Raw genomic sequence first — 1,555 nt, forward strand, 5'->3', positions numbered from 1 at the left:
CCAGATGAGCATCGGCTATTCATTAAAAGCCAAAGATTCTCTTTTAACTGTTGGTTCTGGTATATATGACGGTAAAATTTCTTTTAGCGTTGGACCCGGTGGTGATTTTGATTTTGGTGATAATTATCTGGCCAGTGATGGAATTGTTGATATTAATCTTAGACTCATAGTTAATCATGACTTAATTGTCAAAACATCTCCTGATGATCGTATTCTAGCATTGGAACCCTGCAAAAATGGTAAAGTATGTACACAAGAGCAAGGAAGAAATAACTGGAAGCGTTGGATGGTTAGTAGGATCACACCTGAAATGACAGCTAAAAGTAATTTTCAATTATCCTCTAGTGGCGCTTTTACTGTTTATTTGCAATGTGAGTATGAGATAGGTGAGAATTGTGCATTGAAAAGTGATAAAAATGAACAGCTTGTACCTATTCAATCTTATTTAACATTGCCTGATAATATTATTAGCCAACAAACAAATAATCGTGTGATTCATGCTCCTATGTCTATTCAAAAAGATAATTCGAATATCTTTATATCACAACATATAGGGAGTAATCGTAACGGTAGTATTGATTTTTTAATTAATCAGCGAAATGTCGATACAATGTTAATGACTCGACCTGATACATATCGAGGGGTTGTTACTGTTATTTTCGATCCCAATATTTATGGGATGTAAAGATATTTTTATTTTTAACAGATGGTCACTTTATATTATTTTATAAAGTGACCATTTTTTATATTTTATCGAAAAAATCTATAGGGAAAACATACAACGCTCTAAAATATATAATTACAGTATCTATATCAATGTGATTAACGCTTTTTTATATTGATTATATGATCATCAGTATCACTTATATGTCCATTGTACAACGCTTGCTTAAAATTTTCGCCTTCGTGTATTTTTATACTATGTTTGTTTTCTATTTTTTTGATTTTACTAAAAATACTCATTTTAAACCCCTTTCTTTTTAAAATACCTAAATGATGATTATACAAATTTAATGTATTGGCATACGTCTATGCTCATTATAAATTCAATTTTTACTTTCTTTAAATAGGCTGTTTAATTGCTCGACTTATAGTACCTCTGCTACAGCCTAAAACTTTTTGAACTTGGCTCCATGAGTGGCCGCTATCTAGTAAACGGTTGATTGCATCATATCGATTTTGATTTACCTGACGGCCTTTATATTTTCCTTCTTTTTTAGCTTTTTCTATTCCCTGTTTTTGTCTTTCACGACGTTGCTCATAATCACGTCGTGCAACTGCGGCTAACATATCAAGTAACATATCGTTAATAGCGGCAAACAGTCGACTATCAAAATCATTCATATTTGCAGATAGCCAAGTTGTCGGTACATTAATAGCCATGACACGGATATCTTTTTGGTGGATCATTTTTTTCAATTTATTCCAATCATCCATAGTTAACCTAGAGAGCCGGTCAACATCTTCAATTAATAAAATATCTTGAGTTTGACAATCCTTAAGAAGCCGAAACAACTCTGGGCGATCTAAACGTGAACCTGATTCATTTTCAATG

At 32.3% G+C, this 1,555-nt stretch carries 2 protein-coding genes and 1 pseudogene; 1 reads left to right on the plus strand and 2 read right to left on the minus strand.

What is annotated here, in order from left to right; translation table 11 throughout:
• A pseudogene (locus PSE69_RS19210) lies at positions 1-685 on the plus strand (hypothetical protein); the annotation flags it as partial.
• 137 nt (positions 686-822) lie between these two features.
• Here PSE69_RS19210 and PSE69_RS19215 read toward each other — a convergent pair.
• Positions 823-963, minus strand: coding sequence for a hypothetical protein (locus PSE69_RS19215; RefSeq protein WP_163761883.1), 141 nt, complete (start codon positions 961-963; stop codon positions 823-825).
• A 99-nt stretch (positions 964-1,062) separates the two neighbouring features.
• A partial coding sequence (locus PSE69_RS19220) for a recombinase family protein (RefSeq protein WP_272675320.1) occupies positions 1,063-1,555 on the minus strand: 493 nt, incomplete at its 5' end.

It is taken from the genome of Providencia sp. PROV122, from assembly GCF_028482365.1.
Lineage (GTDB): Bacteria > Pseudomonadota > Gammaproteobacteria > Enterobacterales > Enterobacteriaceae > Providencia > Providencia stuartii.

Bases quoted from the DNA above. Each gene is read 5' to 3' on its own strand.
- PSE69_RS19215 (WP_163761883.1), bottom strand. From the start codon at position 963: ATGAGTATTTTTAGTAAAATCAAAAAAATAGAAAACAAACATAGTATA.